Annotated in this window: 28 protein-coding genes; 3 read left to right on the top strand and 25 right to left on the bottom strand. The window is 49.1% G+C overall.

The window, feature by feature from the left end; genetic code table 11:
• Positions 1-326 precede the first annotated feature (326 nt).
• The 16 genes from Q0413_RS05745 to infA form a co-directional block, all read right to left on the bottom strand.
• Complete coding sequence (locus tag Q0413_RS05745; protein ID WP_298988034.1) at positions 327-737, bottom strand: GyrI-like domain-containing protein; 411 nt, start codon at positions 735-737, stop codon at positions 327-329.
• Positions 738-764: 27 nt separating this feature from the next.
• On the bottom strand, positions 765-2,693 hold the full coding sequence (gene tkt / locus Q0413_RS05740; RefSeq protein ID WP_298988033.1) for a transketolase: 1,929 nt from the start codon (positions 2,691-2,693) through the stop codon (positions 765-767).
• A 3-nt stretch (positions 2,694-2,696) separates the two neighbouring features.
• Positions 2,697-3,548, bottom strand: coding sequence for a polyprenyl synthetase family protein (locus Q0413_RS05735; protein ID WP_298988031.1), 852 nt, complete (start codon positions 3,546-3,548; stop codon positions 2,697-2,699).
• A 590-nt stretch (positions 3,549-4,138) separates the two neighbouring features.
• Positions 4,139-4,468: a YbaB/EbfC family nucleoid-associated protein gene (locus Q0413_RS05730; protein ID WP_298988029.1), complete on the bottom strand. Its 330-nt coding sequence runs from the start codon at positions 4,466-4,468 to the stop codon at positions 4,139-4,141.
• Between the two features lie 2 nt (positions 4,469-4,470).
• On the bottom strand, positions 4,471-4,818 hold the full coding sequence (gene panD, locus Q0413_RS05725; RefSeq protein ID WP_298988028.1) for an aspartate 1-decarboxylase: 348 nt from the start codon (positions 4,816-4,818) through the stop codon (positions 4,471-4,473).
• Positions 4,815-6,143: a UDP-N-acetylmuramoyl-L-alanyl-D-glutamate--2,6-diaminopimelate ligase gene (locus tag Q0413_RS05720; RefSeq protein ID WP_298988027.1), complete on the bottom strand. Its 1,329-nt coding sequence runs from the start codon at positions 6,141-6,143 to the stop codon at positions 4,815-4,817. Before Q0413_RS05720 ends, panD begins: the two co-directional genes overlap by 4 nt.
• The gene (locus tag Q0413_RS05715; RefSeq protein WP_298988026.1) at positions 6,121-6,669 is read right to left on the bottom strand and encodes a histidine kinase; all 549 of its coding nucleotides are present in this window, start codon (positions 6,667-6,669) and stop codon (positions 6,121-6,123) included. Before Q0413_RS05715 ends, Q0413_RS05720 begins: the two co-directional genes overlap by 23 nt.
• Positions 6,659-6,925 (bottom strand): NifU family protein, encoded by a 267-nt coding sequence (locus tag Q0413_RS05710; RefSeq protein WP_295150604.1) that lies wholly within the window; start codon positions 6,923-6,925, stop codon positions 6,659-6,661. Before Q0413_RS05710 ends, Q0413_RS05715 begins: the two co-directional genes overlap by 11 nt.
• 509 nt (positions 6,926-7,434) lie before the next feature.
• Positions 7,435-7,995 (bottom strand): L,D-transpeptidase family protein, encoded by a 561-nt coding sequence (locus Q0413_RS05705; protein WP_298988025.1) that lies wholly within the window; start codon positions 7,993-7,995, stop codon positions 7,435-7,437.
• 30 nt (positions 7,996-8,025) lie between these two features.
• Positions 8,026-8,382: a 50S ribosomal protein L17 gene (gene rplQ / locus Q0413_RS05700; protein ID WP_298988023.1), complete on the bottom strand. Its 357-nt coding sequence runs from the start codon at positions 8,380-8,382 to the stop codon at positions 8,026-8,028.
• Positions 8,383-9,408, bottom strand: a complete 1,026-nt coding sequence (locus Q0413_RS05695) for a DNA-directed RNA polymerase subunit alpha (RefSeq protein ID WP_298988022.1) — start codon at positions 9,406-9,408, stop codon at positions 8,383-8,385.
• Between the two features lie 13 nt (positions 9,409-9,421).
• Positions 9,422-10,048 carry a 30S ribosomal protein S4 gene (rpsD, locus tag Q0413_RS05690; RefSeq protein ID WP_298988021.1) on the bottom strand — a complete coding sequence of 209 codons (627 nt, stop codon included), beginning with the start codon at positions 10,046-10,048 and terminating at the stop codon, positions 9,422-9,424.
• An 18-nt stretch (positions 10,049-10,066) separates the two neighbouring features.
• Positions 10,067-10,459: a 30S ribosomal protein S11 gene (gene rpsK / locus Q0413_RS05685; RefSeq protein ID WP_177387174.1), complete on the bottom strand. Its 393-nt coding sequence runs from the start codon at positions 10,457-10,459 to the stop codon at positions 10,067-10,069.
• 10 nt (positions 10,460-10,469) lie between these two features.
• Positions 10,470-10,838 carry a 30S ribosomal protein S13 gene (rpsM, locus tag Q0413_RS05680; RefSeq protein ID WP_005869856.1) on the bottom strand — a complete coding sequence of 123 codons (369 nt, stop codon included), beginning with the start codon at positions 10,836-10,838 and terminating at the stop codon, positions 10,470-10,472.
• Positions 10,839-10,841: 3 nt separating this feature from the next.
• Entirely contained in the window at positions 10,842-10,955 is a 114-nt protein-coding gene (gene rpmJ, locus Q0413_RS05675; protein WP_005869855.1) for a 50S ribosomal protein L36, read from the bottom strand.
• Between the two features lie 172 nt (positions 10,956-11,127).
• Positions 11,128-11,346, bottom strand: coding sequence for a translation initiation factor IF-1 (infA, locus tag Q0413_RS05670; RefSeq protein WP_005869854.1), 219 nt, complete (start codon positions 11,344-11,346; stop codon positions 11,128-11,130).
• 188 nt (positions 11,347-11,534) lie between these two features.
• Between infA and Q0413_RS05665 the strand changes: the two genes are divergently transcribed.
• Both Q0413_RS05665 and Q0413_RS05660 read left to right on the top strand, forming a co-directional pair.
• Positions 11,535-12,407: a neutral zinc metallopeptidase gene (locus Q0413_RS05665; RefSeq protein WP_298988020.1), complete on the top strand. Its 873-nt coding sequence runs from the start codon at positions 11,535-11,537 to the stop codon at positions 12,405-12,407.
• A 217-nt stretch (positions 12,408-12,624) separates the two neighbouring features.
• Entirely contained in the window at positions 12,625-13,053 is a 429-nt protein-coding gene (locus Q0413_RS05660) for a VOC family protein (protein WP_298988019.1), read from the top strand.
• A 220-nt stretch (positions 13,054-13,273) separates the two neighbouring features.
• Here Q0413_RS05660 and Q0413_RS05655 read toward each other — a convergent pair whose 3' ends face one another.
• Both Q0413_RS05655 and bcp read right to left on the bottom strand, forming a co-directional pair.
• Positions 13,274-13,441: a hypothetical protein gene (locus tag Q0413_RS05655; protein WP_298988018.1), complete on the bottom strand. Its 168-nt coding sequence runs from the start codon at positions 13,439-13,441 to the stop codon at positions 13,274-13,276.
• Positions 13,442-13,697: 256 nt separating this feature from the next.
• Complete coding sequence (gene bcp / locus Q0413_RS05650) at positions 13,698-14,225, bottom strand: thioredoxin-dependent thiol peroxidase (RefSeq protein WP_298988017.1); 528 nt, start codon at positions 14,223-14,225, stop codon at positions 13,698-13,700.
• 367 nt (positions 14,226-14,592) lie between these two features.
• On the opposite strand from bcp, the gene Q0413_RS05645 reads away from it, so the two are divergent.
• Positions 14,593-15,141: an NAD(P)H-dependent oxidoreductase gene (locus Q0413_RS05645; RefSeq protein ID WP_298988016.1), complete on the top strand. Its 549-nt coding sequence runs from the start codon at positions 14,593-14,595 to the stop codon at positions 15,139-15,141.
• A gap of 589 nt (positions 15,142-15,730) precedes the next feature.
• Here Q0413_RS05645 and Q0413_RS05640 read toward each other — a convergent pair.
• The 7 genes from Q0413_RS05640 to Q0413_RS05610 form a co-directional block, all read right to left on the bottom strand.
• Positions 15,731-16,156 (bottom strand): TOBE domain-containing protein, encoded by a 426-nt coding sequence (locus Q0413_RS05640; protein WP_298026483.1) that lies wholly within the window; start codon positions 16,154-16,156, stop codon positions 15,731-15,733.
• A 457-nt stretch (positions 16,157-16,613) separates the two neighbouring features.
• Positions 16,614-16,970 (bottom strand): DUF488 domain-containing protein, encoded by a 357-nt coding sequence (locus Q0413_RS05635; RefSeq protein ID WP_298988015.1) that lies wholly within the window; start codon positions 16,968-16,970, stop codon positions 16,614-16,616.
• Positions 16,971-16,990: 20 nt separating this feature from the next.
• A complete protein-coding gene (purF, locus tag Q0413_RS05630; protein ID WP_298988014.1) occupies positions 16,991-18,337 on the bottom strand; it encodes an amidophosphoribosyltransferase in 1,347 nt (448 codons plus the stop codon).
• Between the two features lie 11 nt (positions 18,338-18,348).
• Positions 18,349-18,705 (bottom strand): HepT-like ribonuclease domain-containing protein, encoded by a 357-nt coding sequence (locus Q0413_RS05625; RefSeq protein ID WP_298988012.1) that lies wholly within the window; start codon positions 18,703-18,705, stop codon positions 18,349-18,351.
• Positions 18,698-19,015, bottom strand: coding sequence for a nucleotidyltransferase family protein (locus Q0413_RS05620; RefSeq protein ID WP_298988011.1), 318 nt, complete (start codon positions 19,013-19,015; stop codon positions 18,698-18,700). Before Q0413_RS05620 ends, Q0413_RS05625 begins: the two co-directional genes overlap by 8 nt.
• Positions 19,016-19,043: 28 nt before the next feature.
• A complete protein-coding gene (gene dapB / locus Q0413_RS05615) occupies positions 19,044-19,805 on the bottom strand; it encodes a 4-hydroxy-tetrahydrodipicolinate reductase (RefSeq protein WP_298988009.1) in 762 nt (253 codons plus the stop codon).
• Between the two features lie 50 nt (positions 19,806-19,855).
• Positions 19,856-23,146: DUF748 domain-containing protein (locus tag Q0413_RS05610; protein WP_298988007.1), on the bottom strand; the 3,291-nt coding region annotated here is incomplete at its 5' end.

Genomic DNA, 23,146 nt, shown 5'->3' with positions numbered 1-23,146 from the left:
TTCGAGGCGCGCTCCTTCGACCGCTCGGACATCTACCCGAATGAAAATGTAATTTAAGCCAAAAATGGCTTAATAACAGATTTAAAAATGAAATTCCGCCTGGAATTTCGCCTGATTTTGCGATCGGGGGTTGAAATTTAACGGCGCAAATTTAGATTTCGTTTTAAATCCACGGCTTAAGGTACGGCGCGCTTTGGGCATAAAATTTGCTTTCGCGCGTAGTTTTGGGTACGGAATTTTACCGCTTTATGGATGAAATTTTACGCAAAAGCTCATCGTCGCGGCGGCGAAAAATCACTCGCCGTTTATAAATTTCATGCGCCGCCCTACAAAACCGAGATAAAAATTTTGATCTCGTCTCCGCCGTAAAACTCAAAATCCGTTCCAAACGCTCTTTTTAGTTCGCCGGCCTCAAAAAAGCTCCAAATTTTGCTCCAAAACTTTGCTACGTTTTGCGGCTCATTCGGGAAACTAAAAACGGCGTATTTGCCGCTTTTGATCTCCAAGGCTTCGTCGCTGCGGGGCGCTTTGGTGCCGATAAAGATATCGTAAAGCCCGTCGGTGCCGTTTTCGTAATCGTAATAGACGCCGTAAATCTCGTTCTGCCCGTCATAGCACTCTTTCATAAATTTCGCCCACAGCGCGGGAATTTTACCACTCCCGCCTAGCTCGTCCGCGTTTTTCGTGCGAGCTTTTAACCCGTAAATTTTAAATCCGTCTAAATACGAAATTTTGATTTTTTCGCTCAAATTTCGTCCTTTCCGTTACTGCCCTAAAAGCTCTTTGGCCTGCTTAGCGATCGCTACGTCGGTGAAGCCGAAAAGCTTAAATAGCTCGTTTGCGTTGCCGCTTTCGCCGAAGCTTCGCATGCCGTGTACCGCGTCTGCAAATTTATACCACTCAAGCGCGCTTGCGGCTTCGACGGCTAAAATTTTAGTTTGCGGCTCTAGGATTTGCGCTAGATAGTCTGCGTCCTGCTCGCACAGAAGCTCGAAGCACGGCGCGCTTACGACGTTTGCGCCGATGCCTTGCTCTTGCAGGATCGCCGCCGCTTTTAAGCAGAGCGAGACTTCGCTGCCGCTTGCGATGAGCGTGATACGTGCTTCTTTGCTTTGCCTTAGCAGATACGCGCCGTTTTGCACGTCGCCCAAAACCGCCTTAGGTAGCGGCTCAAGCCCTTGGCGCGAGCAGACGAACGCCGCGGGCGCATTCAGAGCGAGCGCCGCGCGCCAGCATTTTACGTTTTCATTGCCGTCTGCCGGGCGGAAGGTGTAGAAGCCGGGCATCGCGCGGAAGGTGCTAAGCTGCTCGATAGGCTCGTGCGTCGGCCCGTCCTCGCCCACGCCGATGCTGTCGTGCGTGAAGACGAAGTAGTGGCGCAAGCTCATCAGCGCCGCGAGTCGCGCGCCCGTTTTGAGATAATCGCTGAAGATAAAAAACGTCGCGCTAAATGGGATGAAAAGCCCGTATCTTGCAAAGGCGTTGCCGATCGCCGCCATAGCGTGCTCGCGGATGCCGAAGTGCAAATTTTTGCCGCACGGAAAGTCGCCGCCGCCTTTTAGCTCGGTCTTATTTGACGCCGCCAAATCGGCGCTTCCGCCCAAAAAGCCGGGCACCGCGTTTGCGATGGCGTTTAAAATTTTGCCGTTGCTATCGCGCGTGGCGACCTTGAGCCCGCTAAAATCTGGGAATTCTATCTTGCTAAAATCGGGATTTAAAAGCTCGTTTAAAAGCGCTCTTTTTTCATCGCTTAGCTTCGCAAGCTTCTCCTTCCAAAGCCGCTCCTCTAAATCGCCCCTCTCAACCGCGGCGCGCGTTTCAAAAAGCACGTCCTCGCTTACGACGAAGCTTTGGGTGGGATCGAAGCCCAGGCTTTGCTTAGCGCGCGCAAGCAGCTCCTCTCCAAGCGGCGCGCCGTGCGTTTTGGCCGTGCCCTCAAGCTCGAGCGCGCCCTTGCCGATCGTGGTATTTGCGATGATGAGGTAGGGTTTGGTTTTGTTTTTGACCTCGTCAAGGACAAATTCTATCTGATCAAAATTATGCCCGTCGATGCGCGCGACCTCAAAGCCCTGCGCCTCAAATCGCACCTTTACGTCCTCAAACCACGCGATATCGGTGCTGCCGTCGATCGTGATGCCATTAGAATCATAAATTATCGTGAGATTATCGAGGTTGTGTCTGCCCGCAAGCGCGCACGCTTCGTAGCTGATGCCCTCCTGCAGATCGCCGTCGCCGCAGAAGCAATAGACGCGGTGATCGATGATCTCGTTTCCTTCCTCGTTTAGCAGATGCGCGGCGTATTTCGCGGCCATCGCAAATCCTACCGCGTTTGCGACGCCCTGACCGAGCGGCCCGGTAGCGATCTCGACGCCCGGGGTAGTGATCTCCGGGTGACCGGGGGTTTTGGAGTGCAGGCGTCTGAAGCTTTTCAGATCGTCCATGCTCAAATTATATCCGCTAAGGTAGAGGTAGCTATACACGAGCGCGCTTGCGTGCCCGCCTGAGAATACGACGCGGTCGCGGTTCAGCCACGCGGGATTTTTGGGATTGTGGCGGACCTTGCTCATAAAGACGCTCATTACGTCGCTTAGCCCCATCGGCGTGCCGGGATGGCCCGAGTTAGCGCTTTGGATCATATCCGCGCTTAGAAATTTGATCGTGTTTGAAATTTTACTTAGCTGCTCGCTCGACATTTTTCATCCTTTCAGGTATTTTTCTATCAAATTTAAAACCAAATCGCGTAGGCTCGCATCATAGCCCGCCATCGCGCCGCTTACCTCGTCTATTAGGCGCTGCTTGTAGCTCCTCGCACCCGCAAGACCTAGTAAATTTACGAAGGAATTTTTCGCGCCGTCCGCTCCTACCGGTTTGCCCGCGCTTGCCTCGTCGCTCGTGGCGTCGATGATATCATCCTCGATCTGAAATATAAGACCTAGCTTCAGTCCGATCTTATAAAGCTCATGCGCGAGCTCGTCCTTTAGCCCGCCGATTATGGCGCCTAGCTCAAACGCTGCGGCGATGAGCGCGCCAGTTTTATGCAGATGCAAAAACTCAAGCTCGCTTTGCTTTAACGGGCTGTTTTCAAAATGGCAATCGATCGCCTGACCAAGCACCATGCCGCTGCTGCCTGCGTTTCGCGCTAGAGTTTTAATGCATTTTATCTTAATCTCGTCGCTTAAATTTGCGTTCGCGGCAATCAAAAATGCGTCGGTATTTAGCGCGTCGCCCACCAAAATCGCCGTGACCTCGTCGTATTTTTTATGCAGGCTCGGTCGCCCGCGGCGTAGATCCGCATCGTCCATCGCGGGCAGATCGTCGTGGATAAGCGAGTAGGTGTGGATCATCTCAAGCGCCATCGCGATCGCCAGCGCGCCCTCAAAGCGCCGCTCATCCACCGCCGAGACGACGCCTAGCAGCAGCTGTGCGCGAAAATGCTTACCGCCCGCTTGCAGCATGTAATTGAGCGCCTCCTCGAAATACGGATGAAAGCTCGGTGCCTTCAGCTCGTTTTGTTTCAAGTAGTCTTTAAATTTTTCTAAAATATCCATCGATCCTACCTTGCGGTTTTGATTTGCTCTGCTTGGGCGCGCCCTTGACGAATGCAAATTCGCGCCATTCGAATGCCTTTTCGTCGCGCAGCTTAGACTTTGCCGTCGCGAGCAGTTTATACGTCGCGTAGAAGCAATCATATCGCCTAAAATTTTAAATTTTAATTCCCTAGCTTTACGCAGTGCGCGAGGCGAAGGATGCTCCGCTTTTTTGAGCCGCATCTTACGCTCGATTTGCTCGCGGATGTCGCGCAACGGCTCGCCCGCTTTGCATTTAAGCCGTGCGAGCTAAATTTTACTTTGCGCCGCAGCGTAGCAGCTCGCCGAAATTTTAGAATTTGCCCTCACGCCACCCGTTAAATTTGACCGATTTGCTAAGGTTGAAATTTAATAACCTAGCGTCAAATCAAGCAAGCCGTGCTTTATGCAAACCGTATCGCCACAAAATCTAAATTTAACGCCGCCTTATAAAATCGGGCTTCATTTAGTTCGCTACAGAAACCGCTCGCTCCGTAGAATCCAAACCGCTCGCTAGGCGGGAAGTAGTCGCCCTCTCTAAAAAGCCTATTTTCACCATTTTTGAACTACGCTTAGCCCTTATCGCCGAGCAGATCGCCTAGGCTGCCGAGCCCTCCTAGCATGGACGCTGCGGCGCCTTTCTTTTCATTTTCGACGAGTTTTATCGCGTCGCCTATCGCCGAGATCAGTAGGATCTGCAAGCTTTCCTTGTCGCTAAAAAGGCTGTCGTCGATACTTAGATCAAGCACCTCGCCCGCGCCGTTTAGCCTGATGGCGACCATGCCTGCGCCCGATTTTACGGTAAATTCTTTGCGCGCATTCTCCTCCTCGATCTGCTTAGCCTTGGCCTGCATCTGATCGAGCATCTGCCCCATTTTTGAAAAATCCATTCCTTCAAACATCTTTACTCCGTTATTTGGTTTTTTTCGTTTACCTGCACGATTTTAGGCTTGAAGCTTCTTGCTTTTTTGGCGCTCATCTGTGCGTAAGCCACGATGATGACGATGTCGCTGATGCAGACTTTGCGCGCGGCTGCGCCGTTTAGGCAGATCTCGCCCTTTTTCTCGCCGCGGATCACGTAGGTAGCGAAGCGCTCGCCGTTATTGACGTTTAGGATCTCTACTTTTTGGTATTCGCAAAGCCCCGCAGCCTCGATGAGCTCGGGTCCGATCGTAATGGAGCCTACGTAGTTGAGGTTGGCGTCCGTCACGCGCGCGCGGTGGATTTTGCTTGATAAAATTTCGATTTTCATTGGCCGTCCTTTAAATAGTCTAAATTTGACTCGCCTCGCGCCGCGACGAGCTCGCTTACGACCTGTTTGTCGCTGAAAGGATGCTTCACGCCCTTGATCTCCTGGTAGGTTTCGTCGCCTTTGCCCAAAATAGCGATCATCTCGCCGTTTTTGGCAAGATCTAGCGCGCGCGCGATCGCCTCTTTGCGATCCGCGATCTTTAAAATTTTATCTTTTCGGCGCATGCCGGCGCAAATTTGTTCGATGATCTCGTCTGGATCCTCGCTGCGCGGGTTATCGCTCGTAACGATGCATATTTTAGCAAAGTGCTCGGCGATAGCGCCCATTTTCGGACGCTTGCCGTGGTCGCGATCGCCTCCTGCGCCGAAAACCGCGATAATCTCGCCGCTTGCGCGCAGCGCATTTAGCACCTTTTCGATGCCGTCTGGGGTATGAGCGAAATCGACGATTACAAGCGGATTTTTATTTACGATCTGCACGCGACCCTCGACGCCGCCGAAGTTTGCCAGAGCTTTTGCGATCTCCTCGTTCGGTAGCTCGGTTAGAATTTTAACCGCCGCAAACGCCGCGGTAAGGTTGTAGAGATTAAACTCGCCGATGAGATCGCTTTGAAGCTGCGCATTATCGCCGTTTGGGGTGCGCACGAGCGCGTCGATACCGCCCTTTAGCCCGTATCCGCTCACGCCGAAACTTGCGGCGTTTTTGATACCGTAGGTAAGGGCGTTTGCGGGATTAAATTTAATATGTCCGTCGTCGGCGTTTATGAGCTTTGGCGCGTCGTCTGCAAAAAACGAGCTTTTGACTGCGGCGTATTCTTGCATACTGCCGTGATAATCGAGATGATCTTGGCTGAGATTAGTAAAAATTTTAAGCGCAAATTCTAATCCTTCGATACGATTTTGCGCTATCGCATGCGAGCTAACCTCCATGACGAAGTACTCGCAGCCCTGTTTGCTAGCTTCGTAAAGATAGCTCATCGTCTTAAAAACCGAGCTCGTCGTAAGTCCCTTTTCGTCGATCCTGCGCTCATTTATAAAGGCGCCGCGCGTGCCGCTTAGACCGCAACTAAAGCCTAGATCCAGCAGCGTCGAGTAGATCGCCGCCGCAGTCGTCGTTTTGCCGTTCGTACCGGTGATGCCTACGATTTTGATGCGCGGATTAATATTTAAAAGTTCCTTTGCTTGCGCGATAGAGATGATCTGCGCGCCTTTTTGCGCCGCTTCGGATTCAAATTTGGCGTTTGCGCTCGTGCGCATAAAAAAGCAGCCCGCCTCGCACTCGGCGGAGTTGTCGGTGATGAAATTATTTTCTAGTCGTATTTTCATGATTTTTGATTTTTTGTATCAGCGCTTCGAAGCGTTCATCGCCTGCATACGCGGCGGCCGAGCTCTCGACGTAATTAAGCCCCATTTCGTAGTAGCCGTTTTCTATCAAATTTTCTAAAAATTCTATCATCTCGGTTTTGTCCGAAATGGCGATTTTGGAGGAAAAAATGATCGATTCGAAGGCGTCTTTAAAGCCTCTTTGGTCTACCGCTCGCATAAAATCCGCATAAGCGATAACGGCGATCTCATCCTCGGCGCCGGGTTCGGAGGCCGCTTCGTTCGCGATCTTTTCGTTGATGGAGTTTAAAATTTTAAAAAGCTCCGCAGTTTGAGTTTTGGGGCTGAGGTTGTAAAAATCAAAGAGCATAAGCGCCTCTTCGCGGTCTGCCAGCGCAGTCTGGCAAAGTTCTAGCAAAAATAGAATTTCCTCCTCGCCGCTTTTTTCATATGCGAGCGAAAAATATAGCTTCGCAAGCTCGAATTCTCCGCGCGAAAAGGCCTTTAGCCCCAGTTTTTTATAGTTCAAACTCTTCGCCTTCGGGGATGTTTACGACGCTAAGCTCGGGGTGAATATCCATGCGAAGCTGGCGCTCGACGCCGTATTTTAGGGTCTGCGCACTTGCAGCGCAGCCGTGGCAATGCCCGGTAAGGCGGACATAGACGACGCCGTTTTTTATGCCTAAAAGCTTCATATCGCCGCCGTCGTTTTGCAGCATCGGTCGGATTAGCTCCAAGCTATCCTGTACCGGGGCTAGAAGCTCTTCGTCTGTAAATGGTATCATTAAAATTCCTTATTTTAGTTTTGGCGCATTATATCCAAAAGCGATAAAAAAAGGCTTATCGGGGATGAAATTTAATCTGAAATTTTGCGCGAGGACGCGGATTTTGCGCCATGGATCGCAAAGAATTTTATACGCCACGAACGGCGAGCCGCGATTTTAAAATTTTATCGATTCGGTAAGGACGAAACTCGCAAATCACCAGGTTTGCATATATTTAAATTTAGACTATTTGTGCCATAAATTTGGGATGAAATTTCAGCTGAGCCGATGGTTAAATTTGAGATGAAATTTTGCTTGAACGGGAAAGAAATTTAAAGCAAACTGCCTAAATTTAATTAGAACAGGCGCCGATACGATTAAATTTTTTAGAAAAACAATCCTGCTTTTAATTGCAAATTTTGCGACTACAAAAGCCTGGACGGCAAACATTATTTTGAAGCTCGTAGATAAAATTTACGCTACGTTTTATATCGATCGCGGCTGTGAAATTTTAGCGCAGGCGCGTGCAATCACGGCAAAATTTCTATCGGCGTGCCGATTTTCACGTGTTCAAAAAGCTCGTCCATATCGTCGTTGACGAGCGCTATGCAGCCCTCCGTCCAGTCGCCGAACGCCGCGATACTCTGCCCTAGGTAGCTAAATTTATTCGGTAGCCCGTGGATTTTGATATCGCCACCTGCGCTCTTGCCGAGGGATTTTGCGTGCGCTACGTCGGCTTTGTTCGGATAGGAGATGCCTAAATTTAGATGATACGCCGAGTTTGGATTTTTGCCGTTTATGGTGTAGTTGCCCTCCGGGGTTTTGCCGTCGCCTTGAATCTCTTTATGTCCTTCGGGCTCGCGTCCCAGGGCGATTTTGTAGCTTTTCGCGACGCCTTTTGAGGTTAAAATTTCAAGAATTCGTTTGGATTTATAGACGCGGATTTTAGAGATTTGCTCGCCGCCCAATGATTGCTTTAGCGGAATTTCGGAGTTGATCGTTTCGATATTTTTATAGCTAAGATAGTTGTCCAATGCCCACGCTAGACCCGCAGCGATGATAACAAGCGGAAGTAAAATTTTAAATTTCATAGAAGAAATTTCGGGAGTGATCCCGAAATTTTATTTGCTGATTAGCTCGATATAAGCCATCTCTGCGGCGTCGCCCTTGCGAAGGCGGGTTTTGATGATGCGAGTGTAGCCGCCGTTTACGCCTGCGTATTTTGGAGCGATCTCGGTGACTAGCTTATTTGTCGCAGCCTTATCCTGAAGCACCGCGAAAACAAATCTATGCGCTTCGCTGTCGCCCTTGCGCGCGCGAGTGATCAGCTTCTCGGCATAACTTCTTAGCTCTTTTGCCTTAGGAAGCGTAGTTTCGATCTTGCCGCTAGTAACTAAAGCGATGGTTAAATTTTTAAGCAGGGCGGCACGGTGAGACGAAGTGCGCCCTAGCTTCCTATATCCGTGATTATGTCTCATTTATTGTCCTTCATTCTTTTGTCTTTGAGCCTTCAGCTCGTCAAGCTTGCGTTTTAGCTGCTCTTTTTTATCGCCGAGCTCTTGGTTGCCGATAGGATAACCGATCTCCTCCATTACGGCTTTGATCTCCTCAAGCGATTTTTTGCCTAAATTTTTAAGGTCTTTAAGCTCGCTTTCCTCCATGATCGCAAGCTCACCGATAAATCTAATATCGGCGCGATCTAGGCAGTTGAAGCTTCGTGCGCTTAAGCTTAGATTGCTAACGCTCTCAAAAAGCTTTGCAAACTCGGAATTTGCGGGGATCGCTCTACCGAAAGTATCCGCAGCGCTGATATTTACGATACCTTTGAAAACCGCCAGCTGCTGATACATCGCCTCAAGCGCGTTTTTAAACGCATCTATCGCGCTGATCTGACCGTCGGTAGTGATCGTAAAGACCACCTTTTCGTAGTCGGGATTATCCTCTACAAATACGTTTTCGATGTCGTAAACAGCCTTAGTTACTGGGGTAAAAAACGCATCCAACGCGATGAAATCAGCGTCTAAATTTTCTCTGATCTCTTCGCTTGGGACATAGCCGATACCCTTTTCGATGATGAGCGTAAATTTAAGATCAGCATCCTCGTTTATCGTAGCCAGATAAGCGCTTGGATTTACGATCTCTACGGCGCCGTTATTTAGGTCGCTGCCGTAAATTTCTTTAGGTCCTTTGAAGCTGTATTCTACGACCTCGCGTAGGGAATCGCCCTTGATTTTAAATCTTAAGCCCTTTAAATTTATGATAAAAGCCGCCATATCCTCGAGCATACCGCGCATGCTATCGAATTCGTGGCTTACGCCTTCGATTTTAACCGCAGTCGGCGCAAAACCGACCGTGCTGGTATAAAGTAACCTTCGTAAAGGATGAGCTAGAGTGACGGCATATCCCGTTTCAAAGGGATATGCTATGATTTTAGCAACATTTTCGCTGACATTCTCAACCTTTATTTCAGTTGGCATATGAGCTGATGTTGTGATTTTTCTCATAATCTGCTCCTAATTATTTCGAGTAAAGCTCTACGATAAATCTTTCCTCTACAGGAATAACAACTTCTTCTCTATCCGGAACTCTAGAAAAAATTCCGTATCTTTTCTCTTTTTCTACATCTACCCACGCTACGATGCCGGTCTGTGCAGTAAGATCCAATGCTCTTGAAATTTGCGGGTTATTTTTGCTCTTCTCGATCACTTCGATCTTTTGTCCTGCGCGGACGGAGTATGAAGGGATATCTACGCGCTTGCCGTCTACTAAGATATGTCCGTGCGTAACGAGCTGGCGCGCAAAGCGTCTAGTCGTAGCAAAGCCCATGCGGTAAACGACATTATCTAGCCTCTGTTCTAAAAGCTGAACCAAGATCGCTCCGGTGTTACCCTCTCTGCGAGCTGCTTCGGCAAATAGCCTGCGGAACTGCTTCTCGCTTACGCCGTACATAAATTTAGCCTTTTGTTTCTCGCGAAGCTGTGAGCCGTATTCGCTTAGTTTAGCGCGTCTTTGTCCGTGCTGACCCGGAGCGTAAGGGCGTTTTAAAAGTGCGCTCTTGCCCGCAAGTCTTCTCTCACCTTTCATAAATAGATCGACGCCGAGCCTTCTTTCTAATTTTTCAACCGGTCCTGTATATCTAGCCATAAATTTCTCCTTTTATAATTACACGCGACGTCGTTTAGGCGGTCTGCAACCGTTGTGCGCAAGAGGAGTAATATCTTTGAAATACGTAACTTTAATCCCTTCTACGCTACCTACGCTTTTAACGGCGGTCTCGCGTCCGCTTCCCGGACCCTGAACCTTGACGCCTACCTCTTTGATGCCGTGCTCTTTGGCTTTGTTTAACGCGTCCTCGACGGCTTGCTGCGCCGCATAAGGGGTGGATTTTTTGCTGCCTTTAAAATTTAAAGCGCCCGCACTGCTCCACGCGATCGCGTTGCCCATCTCGTCCGTTACGGTAATCATAGTGTTATTAAACGTAGCGGAGATGTAAACTATGCCTTTGGCGATATTTTTTCTGACGGTTTTTTTCTTAACTACTTTTTTTTGTGCCATATCTCAATCCTTATTTAGCTGCCGCGCCGACGGTTTTGCGTTTGCCTTTTCTGGTTCTGGCGTTCGTTTTTGTTTTTTGACCGCGAACCGGAAGGCCCTTTCTGTGTCTTAGGCCGCGATAGCCGCCCAAGTCCATAAGCGCTTTTATATCCATAGCCACTTGTTTGCGAAGATCGCCTTCGACCATATAGTGCTCTTGGATCTCTTTTCTGATAGCGGCGGCTTCATCTTCGCTCAGATCGGCGACTCTTTTATCGTAAGAAATTCCTGCCGCATCGAGAATTTTTCTCGACGTAAATAAACCTATACCGTAGATATAAGTTAGTCCGTATTCAATCCTTTTTTTCTTTGGTAGATCTACACCTGCGATACGAGCCATAACTTATCCTTGTCTTTGTTTATGTTTTGGATTTTCACAAATAACGTGAACAACACCTTTGCGCTTGACAATTTTACATTTGTCGCACATTTTCTTAACGGATGGACGAACTTTCATTCCACTCTCCTAAAATTTTCTCCACTTTAAATGCAAACTGCACCTAGGTTTAATGAAATTTCAAAAGCGAAAGTATCAAACCAACTGTTTTCAAAATAGTGGGGATTTTGAAAACACTTCTTCCTACAGTTTAGTCGCAAAATCGCGAGTATATCTAAATTTAACTTTATCCTTACTTATAGCGGTAGGTGATCCTGCCTTTATCGAGGCTGTAAGGGGTCAACTCGACTTTTACGCGATCGCCCGGCATTATCTTGATGTAGTGCATCCGCATCTTGCCCGCGATATGACATAAAATCACGTGTTTGTTATCGAGCTCGACCTTAAAAGTCGCGTTCGGCAGCGCTTCTATGACGTTGCCGTCGATCTCTATGACGTCGTCTTTTGCCACAAATTCTCCTTTCTTTTAAATTTAAAAAGGGCGATTATATAGAATTTAAAATTTTAAACAGCTTAAAAGAAATTTAAAATAAGCAAAATTTCAGATTTATTTTGCTACGCGCGCAGTGTTTTACAAAAGCAAGGCGGCGCTCTTTTTAAAATTTTAGTATAATGGCTCAAAAATTTTAAAGGAAAAACATGAAATGGCAAGACGGCAGACGAAGTTCAAACGTGGAGGATGACCGCGCAAGCAGCATGCGCACGAGCTCCGGCTCGCTTGGGATGCTGATCCCGATCATCAGGTTTTTGCTCGGCTCAAAGATCGGGCGCATAGTGCTCGTAATCGGCGTGGTGGCGTATTTTATGGGTTACAACCCTTTGGCGCTTTTAGACGAAGGCGCCAGTACGCAAAGAGAGCCGACGGACAGCCCGCAGGAGCAAGAAAAGCTCGCCTTCGTCTCGGTAGTGCTAGCTCAAACCGAGGACGTTTGGGGCGAGATATTTAAAAGTGCGGGCGCGCGCTACGAGGAGCCCGGACTTCGGCTTTTCCGCGATCAGATCGCAAGCGGCTGCGGCTTTGCGAGCGCGCAGACGGGACCTTTTTATTGCCCGAGGGACCATAAAATTTATCTGGATCTCGGCTTTTTCGACGAGCTTGCGAATAAATACAAAGCGGGCGGCGACTTCGCGCAGGCCTACGTCATCGCGCACGAAGTAGGGCATCACGTTCAAAATTTAGTCGGCACGCTGGAGCAGGTCGCCGCTCTAAAAAGGCGCGCTCGCAGCGAAGCCGAGCAAAACGCGCTTCAGGTCAAAGTCGAGCTGCAGGCGGACTGCTACGCGGGGGTCTGGGCGCATTATCTCGCAAAAGCTGGGCGTGTGCTGGAGGCGGGCGACATCGACGAGGCGCTAAATGCCGCCAGCGCGATCGGCGACGATACGTTGCAGCGTAAATTTAGCGGTCGCGTCGTGCCAGATTCCTTCACGCACGGCACCTCGGCGCAGCGCAAAGAGTGGTTTAAAAAGGGCTTAGCGGGCGGAAACCTAAAAGCCTGCTCGTTTGAGCCATAAGGCACGGACTTTGACTTAGCTTGCAGGACAGATCGAAAGTAGCCTAAATTTTAAAATTTAACGCCGAGCTTGGAAGCGAAATTTTAGAATTTTAATGATCGGCGATTAAAAAGCTCGGACGGCGCGCTCGGCTAGTGCGACGACGGCTTGTTTGAGCGCAGGATTGACTACGGCACAAGAAACTAAAATTTATACGTTAAAATTTATGGAGGCGAAAATGAATAAAATAACCTGCATCTGCCTAGGCGTGCGAAGCATGCAAAGGGCGCTGAAATTTTACAGAGACGGCCTAGGATTTAAGACGGAATGTAAAGACGACGACCCGCCGGTATGCTTTTTTAATACGCCCGGAACCAAATTTGAGCTCTATCCCTTGGACGCGCTAGCGCGAGATACCAGCGAAAACGATCCGCCCAGAGGCAGCGGATTTGGCGGCATCACGCTAGCCTACAACGTAAAAAATAAAGAGGACGTAGCTAGCGTCATAGAGCTCGTAAAAAAGGCGGGCGGCACCATCGTCAAGGAGCCTCAAGATACGTTTTGGGGCGGATACCACGCGTATTTTGCCGATCCCGACGGATACTACTGGGAGGTGGCTTGGGGGCCCGGTTTTAAATTTGACGAGGACGGACTGCTCAAATTTTAGATCAAAATTTTTGCGGCCGAGGCTTATTCGGAGGCGCCGAAGCCTTTGCGCAAACGTGTAAAATTTAAACTCAAAATTTATTGCAAATCATCGGGCGGGTTTTTGGCTCGTATAGTTTACGGCACCGTTTTTTCCGCGAGGCTAAAATTTGTGTCCTGCACCGCATACCTCGCTGCACTGCTTTACCTCCGCTCGGCAGCTTTATCAGTATCGTGAGCCGCTACGCAAAACAAGAAAGCGGATATTTCGCAGCGCTTTTGTCCGTGAGCGCGGCGAGGAAAAGAGCGATAAATTCCTCAAAGCTTTGCGCGGCGGTCTCTTTCAAAAACCGCTTGTTTATGAGCGAATTTTCGATGTCGGGGTGAGCTAGAATGATTAAGCTTTTCATATTTTTTCTTTAAGATTTTGGTTTGAGGCGATAAAATTTGCCGTTAAAATCGCAGATATAGCCCCGCTTTGAAATTTTATTTTCAAATTAGCGGAGGAATTTTAAGGCAAAATTTCAAAGCGAAATTTGAATGCCCAAATTTCGACGCTTAAATTTTGACGCCGAAATTCCGTAGTAAATTTCAGCGCATAAATTTTAAATTAAAACTTAGCGCCCAAATGCGCGGGGCCCTATTTCAAAACACTAGTTTGGCGCTTTACTTTCCCGCAGCTAGCAGATCCGCGAGCACCTTTGCGGCGTGATCCTTTGCCTTGACGCTTTTATAGACCTTTAAAATTTTGCCGTCCGCACCGATCAGAAAGGTCGAGCGTACGATGCCCAGATACTCGCGCCCGTAGTTTTTGCGCACTTGCCACGCGCCGTATAGCTTGGCTACCTCGTGCTGCGGATCGCTCAGCAGGATGTGCTTTAGGCTCTGCTTGGCGATGAAGCCCGCGTGGGATTTGGCGCTGTCGGGGCTGATGCCGACGATCACGCAGCCTGCGGCGATGAAATCATCGTATGCGGCGCTAAATTCGCACGCTTCGGTCGTGCAGCCGGGGGTGTTATCCTTGGGGTAAAAATATAGTGCGACCTTTTTTCCCGCAAAGTCCTTTAGCGCGACGCTCGCGCCGTCGGCGTTTTGTAAGCTAAACTCGGGCGCTACGTCTCCTGCTTGCAGCGTGATTTTACGCTCGCGATCCTCTGCGCTAAACTCGTCTTCGATCTGTGTTTTTTTCTGCATATCGTGTCCTTTTTTTGAAATTTTCGGGCTCGTAGCCCAAATCGCGGCTAAATTTTAATCTTTTTTCATAAATTTATCCTTGCTTGGATGAAATTTTGCCCCGCGTGGCAGCCGCGCGCGATCGGGTGGATCGCAAGCGAGATCGTTCCAAACAAGAGCGGGCTAGGGGCTTGCTTTGCGGCACGCGTAAAAACACTTTGTGGCGCGTGCTTTGAGACAGTATAATATGAGAGCGCTTAGTATCTATCGTGCCACGCAAATCCAGGTTCCTCACAAGAAGAAATAACTCTTCATTTTTACAACCCCTCTTAATCTACTTTTAGCTTTTTAACGATATGATTCTGCAAATTTTAACAAAGGAAATAACATGAAAACGCTCGTGATCTTATCGCATCCGAATTTCGCCGCCTCGCGCGTAAACAAAGCCCTATCGCAGGTCGCAAAGGGGGCTGCCGGCGTAGAGGTGCGTCATTTGGAAGGACTTTACGGCACCGATACTGCGCGCATCGACGCTCGCACAGAGCAAGACGCGCTACGCGGCGCGGATCGCATCGTATTTTTGTACCCGATGTACTGGCTAAACGTGCCGCCTATGCTAAAAGCCTATATCGACATCGTCTTTTCGCACGAGCTGGTGGGTTCCGGCGCGCTTAAGGGCAAGGTCTTGCAGCTTGCGCTAAGCGTCAGCACCCCGCTTGGCGAGTACTCCAAACAGGGTGCTATCGGCTTTAGCCTGGATGAAATTTTAACGCCGCTTAAGATCGCAGCAAACTACTGCGGGATGGAGTTTGCCGTGCCGTTTATCAGTAGTGGGTTTGAGCCGGGAGAGTTTGGCGACGATGCCGTAGATGCCGCGGCTGCACGCTTCGGCAAACTTTTACGAGGCGAGTTGAGTCCCGGCGAGTATCAAATTTAGCAAAGCAAATGCCCGTTACCCGCGGCGATGAGCTGAAATTTTACAAGAGTGATTTTATCCGCGGAATCTACGCCTTTTAACGAGCCGATCGGTAAAAGCTCAAAAAACGCTCGGATTTAGGGCGAGGCGATCGGTTCGATGATCTGTTCGTGCTGCTATGATCTAGATCGGCTCACTCTTGATGTGGACATCTACGCGAGGATCGGTCGCTACTACGCAAAGCGGCGGCGTGTCACGAGCGCGTAAAATATGAAAGCACATTGCTATAAGCGAGCGCGCAGAGTGAAGAGGGGTCTGCGTTTCATAAATATCTCGCGTAAGTGGGCTTACGCGATGAATGGATGTAAATCCTGCGCGAAACGTGCACTGCGGCAAAATAGGGCAAGACCGCTCTTGGTGTGATTGGGGCTGGATGTCGCGCGGGGTGCATCTGCGCGCATGAGAGAAAAGAGCGCTTATAGTACGATTTGAGCTGCTACGAAATTTGATTTATCAAAAAAGATTTTTGAAGAAGGAGCGAAATTTATAAAATTTCACTCTTTGATTTTGTGATGTTTAAAGCGTGCACATCGGTTCGCACAATGCAGGATTATTTTACGCCGACGATGATTTGAGTAGCTTTGATGATCGCAGTTACTTCGTCGCCGACTGCTAGCGCCAAATTTTTAACAGAGCTGTTTGTGACGATCGCGCTTAGATTCTCACCGCCTGCGGTTCTGACATCGATTTCAGCATTGATTGCACCCTCTTTAACGGCGGTGATTTTGCCTTTTAGTTGATTTGCAGCACTTAGGCGAAGATCATTTTCTCCCTTTGAAATGATGACATTTGGGGCTTTGAATAAAAATACCGCCTCTTTTCCTGCTTTTAAGTCCAAAGTTTTTTCAGAATCGACCGTAACGGTCGCTTTTAGCACGTCGCCGCCTCTGGTTTTAGCTGTGATTAGCGAATTTACCGCACCTATTTTTACGTCGCTGATTACGACGTGAAGCTGATTTCTAGCACTTATTGCCATTGTTTCTCCTTGTAAAAAATTACGAGCAATGTTAGCGGCAAATCCTTAAATGAAATTTAAAAATGCTGCGTGTAAGAAATTAATTTGATTTGTTGCGAATTTATATTAAGCCCACTTTTTAAATTCCTAGCTTGCATTATTAAAAGTAGCGTTAAAAAATAGATGAAATTCTAAATTTGCATATATTAAATCGAGTTATTTTTCTTGAAATTTTATTCGCTTTTTATAAAATTATGCGTTTTTTAGAGCTCTGACGCAAAATTTAGCGTTTGTTTTATGCACATCCAGATAAAATTTATCGCAAATCGCGCATCGCAAGGCTTTAAGAGCGCTCCGCTTACGCCTCTTCGCTGAATTTTACGCCTCGCGCATTGGTTTTATGAGTGGATTTTGGTGAGCGAGGCGGTTTTGCATTTGCTTTAAAATATGGCGAGCAGTGCGCTTTGAGCGCAAAATTTCAGCGCACCTTGCTTTGCAGAAAATCGCGCAGAATCATCGCATGGTTGCAGTGCTCGTCTTTCGCAGCGTATAGCAATGTGACGACCGGCTCGTTTTTAACCTTTTTCAAAAATTCAGCCACGGCGGGATTTTGCTCAAGTTCGGCTAGGTAAAGCTCCTTAAAATGGGCGAAATTCTCAGGCTTATGTGCGAAAAGCTTGCGTATTTCGGTGCTAGGCGTTATGTCTTTTGCCCACATATCAAGCTCCAGCGCGTCTTTTTTTATGCCGCGCGGCCAAAGTCTGTCGCATAGTACGCGAAATCCATCCTCTTTCTCCGCGCTCTCATAGACGCGCTTAATTTTAAATTTTGTCATAGTTTGCTCCTTTAAATTTGCTAATCCTTGATGAAATAATCGCCGTCGAAGCTTACGAGCGAGTACTTGCGCTCGCTTCCAAGCGCCTCTACGAGCTCCGGTACGCTAAGGAACGTGAGGCTGTCGGCGCCTATAAATTTGCAAATTTCATCCGTGCTCATATTTGCGGCGATCAGCTCGCGCACGCTCGGCGTGTCGATGCCGTAGCGCTCGGGATACTTCAGCTCCGGGCTCGCGATGCACATATGCACGCGTGCTGCGCCCGCATGGCGCAGAAGCTCGACGATCTTTTTGCTCGTGGTGCCGCGCACGATGCTGTCGTCGATCACCGCGACGCTCTTGCCGTGCAGTGCCGCGCCGATCGGATTTAGCTTGAGTTTGACCTTTAAATTTCGCACCTCTTGCGTCGGTTCAATGAAGGTGCGGCCGATGTAGTGGTTGCGCACGATCGCCATCTCAAAGGGGATTTTGCTCTCTTGCGCGAAACCTAGCGCCGCCGGCACGCCGCTATCGGGCACGGGCACGACGAAATCGGCTTTTAAACTCTCGCATTTTCGCGCGAGCGCAGCGCCCAGCTTTTTTCTGACCTCGTATACGTTTTTGCTCTCTACGACGCTGTCGGGGCGCGCGAAGTAGATGTATTCAAACGCGCAAATTCTAGCCTCCGCGGCTTTTAAAATTTGAACCGAGCTGAACTCGTCCTTGCCCTCTTCGAAGATCACCATCTCGCCGGGCTTCACGTCGCGGACGAACTCGGCTCCTACGAGATCAAACGCGCAGGTTTCGCTCGCGACGATGTAGCCGCCGTCTTTGAGCCTGCCGATGCTGAGCGGACGCACGCCGTAGCGATCGCGCACGGCAAACATCTTCGAGCGGCTCAGGATCAGAAGCGAGTACGCGCCCACGCACTGATTCAGAGCTTCGACGATGCGGTCTTTTAGATGCTCCTGCTTGCTGCGTGCGATGAGGTGCAGTATGTTTTCGGTGTCCATGCCGGACTGAAAGATCGCCCCCTCGCTTACAAGCTTGCGGCGAATTTCGTCTTTGTTGATTAAATTTCCGTTATGAACGATAGAGATCTCCCCAAGAGCGTAGTTGCCCGCAACGGGTTGCGCGTCCTTTAGGCTGTCTGCGCCCGCGGTGCCGTAGCGGTTGTGACCGATCGCGATGTTGCCCTTTAAAATTTCAAAGCTCGCGGGACTAAAAACCTCCGTCACGAGCCCTGTGGCTTTGATCGTTTTGATATGATGGTTGAAGCTCGAGCTGATGCCGCTTGCCTCCTGGCCGCGGTGCTGCATGGCAAAAAGCCCGTAATACGCGGTTTTAGCCGCACCTTCAGAATTTATGACTCCCACGATTGCGCACATTTTCTAACCTCTTAAATTTTATTTTTTAGAAATTTATCTATATTTTGTTTTATACTCGGCAGGTAGTCGCTAATTACGCTTTGAACGATGGCTAAATTTAATCCTTCGTAATCGTGCGCCGAAGCGTTTCTGATCCCGCGAAATCCTGCTATATCGCTTGGTGCGAATATACTTAGAATTTCTATATCGCCGCTATCTTGAATTTTTTGCAGTTGCTCGTTGCAAGAGATTAGATGCATTATTATCGCGGGTCGGTCGCGAAGTTCGTCAGCAAGAGCTTTTTCAACACCGATTTTGCAGATTTGTTGTATCGCGTCTATCTTTTTGCAGATCAACTCAAGCCTTTGCAAATTCCTCTTATTATACATAGATAGCTCCTTCTAGTAGCTTTAGCTTCTTTTCATCGCTCATCGATGCAGTATCGCATAGATCTACCGAAATTTTAAATTTATTAGCGATTCGTCCTCTTAGCTCGTCTAAATATATAAACGCTCGCATACCGCCGCCAAGACGAGCGATTGTTTGCTCGCTACTTTCGATCGCCACATCGATATCCGAGGCGATATTCTCTCCGCCTTTGGCGTAGCTGCCGAATAGCCCGACTTTGTAAATTCCAAAGCTTTCAAGCTCGGGCTTTAGCTCGCGCAAAAAATTTAAAATTTCATCTTTGGTTGGCATTTTTTCCTCTTAAATTTAGCCGCAAACGCTAGATTCCTAAGCAGTCGTCTATGCCGTAAAGCCCGCTATTTTGGGGCGCTAGCCAAACTGCCGCCTTTATCGCGCCTCTGGCAAAGGTCGCGCGCGAAGTTGCCGTATGATTTAGCTCGACGAACTCGCCCTCGCCGTAAAACCCCACGGTGTGGCGCCCGACTATATCGCCGCCGCGCAGCGACATCACGGCGATCTCGTCCTTGCCGCGCTCGCCGATGAGCCCGTCGCGACCGCTTACGCGCACGTCTTTTAAGTTTAGCTCGCGCGCGCTTGCGGCACTCTCGGCAAGGCTCATCGCCGTGCCGCTCGGAGCGTCTTTTTTGTGGCGGTGGTGCATCTCTAAAATTTCGCAGTCAAAATCGCGCAGGCTCCTGCTGGCAAGCGCTACGAGTTTGTTTAGCACCGCAACGCCCAGGCTCATATTCGTAGCGTGCAACACGGGCATCTTCGCGCCGCATTCGCGCAGTAGCCGCTCGCCCTCCTCGCCCAAAGCCGTCGTGCCGATGCAAAGCGGCTTTGGGTGCGAAAGCGCAAATTTCATTAAGCTTATCGCGCCGTCTCGGATCGTGAAGTCTATCACGACGTCGCAGCCGCTAAAAAGCTCGTCGTAGCTGCTCGTTACGGCGCAGCTCGGCGTATAATCAAGCGGCGCGACCGTGTAGATCACGCTTGCTCGCGCCTGATCGAAATTTTTCAGGCACTCGTAGATCATCGTGCCCATTCTGCCGCTTCCGCCGTGGATTCCTATATTTATCATCGCCGCTCCTTAAATTTTAGTCCACTTAGTATAGCCAAATTTTGCTTACACTACCTCTCTACGCCGAGGCTTAGCGGGATAAAGCTGTTTTGTTTGAGCTCGGCTTCGCTCGGCTTTTTGATCTCTATGCGAGAGGCGCTTACGCCGCGCTGCACGAGCGCCGCTTGCACGGCAGTCGCTCTAGCAAGGGCTAACTCATCAAGACGCGAACGGGTAAATTTCTGCGCCCCTATCAGCTCCTCCATCGCCTCATCGCCGCCGGATTTGATGCCGTATTTGATCTTAAGCGCCGCTATGGCTTCATCCGTGGAGAGGCCTTGTTTATTGGACATCAGCGTGAGAGTGTTTTGCAGAGATCGCCTTTTAAACTTGTGAGTATCGAACTTTTCGTTATATGCGGAGTTTAGAATGATCTTAAGATCGGGCTTGGCTTTTGCGACCTTGGCCAAATCATCGATTTTAGAGTTTTCACTGATTAAAATTTCACTGCTCGCCGCCTCAAAATCGATACTTTCGAGCTTTTTCGTATCTACGCCCGCGATCTTTCCCATAAATCTAAACGGGCTTAACACGATGTCGGAGAGTAGCTTTTTGACCGCGCCCCAAACGAGCGCGCCGTAGCTAAATTTCGGATCGCTCAGCGTGCCGCTTAGAGGCAGGCTAATATCGATCTGATCGTCGCTGTCCTTTAGGATCGATACCGCTAGACCGATCGGAAGGCTCAGCGCATCCTTGCTCTGCACCTCTTTGCCGAGCTCGAAGCGGTCTAAATTTAGATCATTGCTTGCGTTTAGCTTGCCATCGTCGATTTTGTAGGCAAGTTTTAAATTTAACTTACCGCCCGCGATTTCATTGCCGATATATTTGGCGGTATAGGGAGATGCGGGCACAAGCGGAATCTCCTTTAAAACGACGTTTATATCGCTTTTGCGTTTAAAATCCAGCGGATAGGCGCGCGCCGTAATGTTCGCTAACCCGCTTCCGCTTACGAGCGAGCTAAGCTTGATATCTGCCGCTCGCTTCGGGTTGATCTCGCTGATGCTTGCTTTCATATCGCTGATGCGCAGTTTAAAGGGCGTTGCTAGACTCTCATCGGTGAAATTTAAACTGCCGCCGCTAAGAGAGATATTTTTTACGCTCCACGCAAAGTTTGCCTTGCTTTTCGCGGATCTGCTAGGCGCAGCTTCGGCAGGCTTTGCGGCCTGTTTTGCCTGCGCGGCGGGCTTTATCAGCGAGAGCAAATTTAAACGCCCGTCTTTATTCAGCGAGATATTTGCCGCGGGTGAGCCAAGAGTGATCTTATTTAATGTGAGAGAGTTTGGGCCCAGCGCGATTTGCGCGACATTCAGCGATGCAAGCGAGAAAATTTTATCCCTGCCCGAGCTTAGCGCCAAGCCCTTGCCTGAAAGCTTTGCTTCGAGCGAGAATGCGTTTGAAAGCTTCAGCTGCCCTTGCGTAGCGAGCTCGCCTGCGATGGAGCCTGCGATAAATTCCGCCGCATATTTGTTAAAGACGCTCAAGTTCGGCGCATTTAGGCTAAAGTTCACGCCTACGTTAAGCGGCGCGATGCTAGCCTTGCCGTCCGCGTTAGCGGTGATTTCGCCCGCGATAAGGCTTGCTTTGATACCGAAGGGCTCGGCGAAATTCGAGCTTAGCCCGCTTAGCGTGGCGCTGAAATCCTTGATCTCGTGCACGTTGTTTTTAACGATAAAGCTCTCGTCGATCTTAGCCTTTGCGCCCGTTACGGAGGCCTCGCCGATCTTAAATTTTAAAGCGGGGCTTTTGGCGGGCTTTTTAGAATCCGAATTTGCGCTGCTTGCCGTAGAATTTGCATCCGCTTGGCTTACTGCGTTAGAGTTCGCCGTTTTTTTGGGGCTTGCAGGATTTTTAGAGATCGCGCTTAAGATCGCCAGATCGTTTATGCTTTTCGCGCCATTGGCGCCCACTTCCGAGTTAAAAAACGGCGCGTTTAGCAAAATTTTATCCACGCCGAGATTTAGATCCGCAACGTTAAATTTAACCCCTTGCACGCCGAAGCTTTCAAATCCGCTAAAAATTCCGTTTTTGTTTGCGATTTTGGAGTTTGAAATTTTAGTAAACTCCAGGCTTACGCCGTTTTGCGCGCCCTCTTTGTCGTAGCTAAACGCGCCCAGCTCGGTTACGGCGAGTGAAATTTTGTCGCTGCGCGCTAGCGTAATCTGCGTATCCGCGATATTAAAGGCGCTAAAACCCGTATGAAGGGCCGTATCGTTACCTTCGGCGTTAAATTTTAAAAAATTTCCCGTGATTTTAGTGTCGTTTGAGACGACCGAAATTTGCGGGTTTTCAAAGCTTGAGCGGTTTAGATCTACGCTTTTTACGGCGGAGTTTAGCCGCAAGTTTGCCCCCGTTTTATTAAAATCCAACGCAAAATCCGCGACCCGCGCGCCATCAAAGCCCGTGGAAATTTTGGTTTCGTTCATATCGTATTTCGCGTCCGAAAGCAGCACCTGCGGGATCGCTACTGCGCCTGAAATTTCATTCGAAACGTCCGTATTCAGCTCAAAGCTCGGGATTTTCAGCGAGCCTAGCGAAATTAAATTTTGATCTTGCAAAATTTCTAGGCTTTGCAGCTCGAGCTTTGAGTTTTCAAGCGCAAATTTTATATTTTCATCGAGGCTCAATCGGTAATTTAGAGTAGCGGAAAGGGAGCCGTTTTTAAACCGCACGCCGCTAGGATCGAGGTATGATAGCCAAAACGGATCGATTTTCAGCCGTTTAAGATCTATTTTGCCGTGCAAGCGCAGAGGCGCCAGATCGATGGCTCCATCGAAGCTCAGCGAGTCGTATGTACGCGAAACGGCGCTTAAATCGTGCTCGCCGATCGTTTCGTCCTTTAAATTTAGCCCGTTGATCTCATAATTTAGCTCGGTCGAGATGAGCGAAAACGGCCTTTTCAGGGAGTTATCGACGTAGCCCAGAGAGCCGCGCTCGATCTTAAAATTATTCAGCGTGACGTTGAAGCTGGAGTTTTCATCCTTGCTTTCGCTCTTTTGCTCCGAAAGTAGCGGCTCGAAATTGAAGGTGCCGTTTTGCTCGCGCTCGACGTGAAATTTAGGGGATTTGAGATGCAAAATTTCTACCGCGAGAGTCTTTTTAAAAAGCTTTGAAAAACCGATTTTTAAATTTATCTCATCGGCGCTAAACAGCGGCTTAAAGGTGCTAAGCTCCGGCTTGGTGACGTTTAGCTCGTAGGTAAAGGGGTTAAATTTGGCGTCCTGCACGCTAAAGCTTGCTCTGCCCTCTAAAATTTTAGGCAGCGCTTTTTCGATAAAAAGCGGCACGCCGAAAAAGCCCGCAAG

Source organism: uncultured Campylobacter sp., assembly GCF_938045465.1.
GTDB lineage: Bacteria > Campylobacterota > Campylobacteria > Campylobacterales > Campylobacteraceae > Campylobacter_B.
This window is presented reverse-complemented; position numbering and strand designations above follow the sequence as displayed.

Coding starts and splice junctions, on each gene's coding strand:
- tkt (WP_298988033.1), bottom strand. CDS start 2,693: ATGTCGAGCGAGCAGCTAAGTAAAATTTCAAACACGATCAAATTTCTA.
- Q0413_RS05735 (WP_298988031.1), bottom strand. CDS start 3,548: ATGGATATTTTAGAAAAATTTAAAGACTACTTGAAACAAAACGAGCTG.
- Q0413_RS05730 (WP_298988029.1), bottom strand. CDS start 4,468: ATGTTTGAAGGAATGGATTTTTCAAAAATGGGGCAGATGCTCGATCAG.
- panD (WP_298988028.1), bottom strand. CDS start 4,818: ATGAAAATCGAAATTTTATCAAGCAAAATCCACCGCGCGCGCGTGACG.
- Q0413_RS05720 (WP_298988027.1), bottom strand. CDS start 6,143: ATGAAAATACGACTAGAAAATAATTTCATCACCGACAACTCCGCCGAG.
- Q0413_RS05710 (WP_295150604.1), bottom strand. CDS start 6,925: ATGATACCATTTACAGACGAAGAGCTTCTAGCCCCGGTACAGGATAGC.
- Q0413_RS05705 (WP_298988025.1), bottom strand. CDS start 7,995: ATGAAATTTAAAATTTTACTTCCGCTTGTTATCATCGCTGCGGGTCTA.
- rplQ (WP_298988023.1), bottom strand. CDS start 8,382: ATGAGACATAATCACGGATATAGGAAGCTAGGGCGCACTTCGTCTCAC.
- Q0413_RS05695 (WP_298988022.1), bottom strand. CDS start 9,408: ATGAGAAAAATCACAACATCAGCTCATATGCCAACTGAAATAAAGGTT.
- rpsD (WP_298988021.1), bottom strand. CDS start 10,048: ATGGCTAGATATACAGGACCGGTTGAAAAATTAGAAAGAAGGCTCGGC.
- rpsK (WP_177387174.1), bottom strand. CDS start 10,459: ATGGCACAAAAAAAAGTAGTTAAGAAAAAAACCGTCAGAAAAAATATC.
- rpsM (WP_005869856.1), bottom strand. CDS start 10,838: ATGGCTCGTATCGCAGGTGTAGATCTACCAAAGAAAAAAAGGATTGAA.
- rpmJ (WP_005869855.1), bottom strand. CDS start 10,955: ATGAAAGTTCGTCCATCCGTTAAGAAAATGTGCGACAAATGTAAAATT.
- Q0413_RS05665 (WP_298988020.1), top strand. CDS start 11,535: ATGAAATGGCAAGACGGCAGACGAAGTTCAAACGTGGAGGATGACCGC.
- Q0413_RS05660 (WP_298988019.1), top strand. CDS start 12,625: ATGAATAAAATAACCTGCATCTGCCTAGGCGTGCGAAGCATGCAAAGG.
- Q0413_RS05655 (WP_298988018.1), bottom strand. CDS start 13,441: ATGAAAAGCTTAATCATTCTAGCTCACCCCGACATCGAAAATTCGCTC.
- bcp (WP_298988017.1), bottom strand. CDS start 14,225: ATGCAGAAAAAAACACAGATCGAAGACGAGTTTAGCGCAGAGGATCGC.
- Q0413_RS05645 (WP_298988016.1), top strand. CDS start 14,593: ATGAAAACGCTCGTGATCTTATCGCATCCGAATTTCGCCGCCTCGCGC.
- Q0413_RS05640 (WP_298026483.1), bottom strand. CDS start 16,156: ATGGCAATAAGTGCTAGAAATCAGCTTCACGTCGTAATCAGCGACGTA.
- Q0413_RS05635 (WP_298988015.1), bottom strand. CDS start 16,970: ATGACAAAATTTAAAATTAAGCGCGTCTATGAGAGCGCGGAGAAAGAG.
- purF (WP_298988014.1), bottom strand. CDS start 18,337: ATGTGCGCAATCGTGGGAGTCATAAATTCTGAAGGTGCGGCTAAAACC.
- Q0413_RS05625 (WP_298988012.1), bottom strand. CDS start 18,705: ATGTATAATAAGAGGAATTTGCAAAGGCTTGAGTTGATCTGCAAAAAG.
- Q0413_RS05620 (WP_298988011.1), bottom strand. CDS start 19,015: ATGCCAACCAAAGATGAAATTTTAAATTTTTTGCGCGAGCTAAAGCCC.
- dapB (WP_298988009.1), bottom strand. CDS start 19,805: ATGATAAATATAGGAATCCACGGCGGAAGCGGCAGAATGGGCACGATG.